The 746-nt window shown below is 50.4% G+C and carries 2 protein-coding genes; both read right to left on the bottom strand.

Annotation, left to right across the window (positions count from 1 at the left end; all coding sequences use genetic code 11):
• Positions 1-274: 274 nt before the first annotated feature.
• Complete coding sequence (locus A3730_RS24715; protein WP_063519514.1) at positions 275-571, bottom strand: type II toxin-antitoxin system RelE/ParE family toxin; 297 nt, start codon at positions 569-571, stop codon at positions 275-277.
• Positions 571-746, bottom strand: a 176-nt coding sequence (locus A3730_RS24710) for a type II toxin-antitoxin system ParD family antitoxin (protein ID WP_063539196.1), incomplete at its 5' end; no start/stop codon positions are given. The genes A3730_RS24710 and A3730_RS24715, both read right to left, overlap by 1 nt.

Here is a 746-nt window from a genome sequence, read left to right as displayed (position 1 = left end):
AAATCGTCAGAGATGACATGAATCGGGATATGGAGCCGGAAGGCGTTTCTTTAGAGGTTCAGTATTTTCTTTCTTACTTAGACGCAAGTGTACTTTTCGGTGTGATCTCAGAGCGTAAGGCTGAGGAAATCATGAACCACTATACGGAGTCTTGAGGTCCATCAGCCTAACAAGCAGTGGCCAGCGCTACGCACCTTTTGTGTTACTCGCTGGCGCTCAAACATTAACACAAAATGCGCTCCGGGCTGGCTGCGCCGGCACTGGACGTTATGCCCTAAAGCAAATGCCCCTCAGGCAACATGCGTTTGTGTAGGATGCGGATAATTTCAACAATTCCCTCGGTGGCTAGACGATAAAATATGATGTGGCTCCCCTGAGGGTACTGTCGGTAGCCCGGACTTATCTCATCGCAAGCTTGCCCCAAGTTCGGATTATCGGCCAGAAGGTGGAAGCATTGGTCGAACTGGAGAAGATAGTGGTTTCGTTGATCCCGGCCCCATTCACGCTCCGTGTATAGGGCAATAGATTTGAGGTCAGCTTTGGCCTTCCTGGAAAGCCTGAAACTTGGCATCAGCGCCCTTCATTGTCCAGTTCACGAATAAACGAGTCATAGGAGTAGTCTTCGAAACCACTGTCCTCGCCTTCCTTGAGCAGTTTACGAAGTGTAGTCAGGCGGGTTTCAGACTCTTCAAGCAGGCGTAATGCGGCACGAACGACCTCGCTGGTTGAGCTGTATCGGCCATTTT

Source organism: Alcanivorax sp. HI0044 (genome assembly GCF_001634945.1).
The sequence above is the reverse complement of the archived record's forward strand: the minus strand, read 5'-3'. Positions and strand labels throughout refer to the sequence as shown.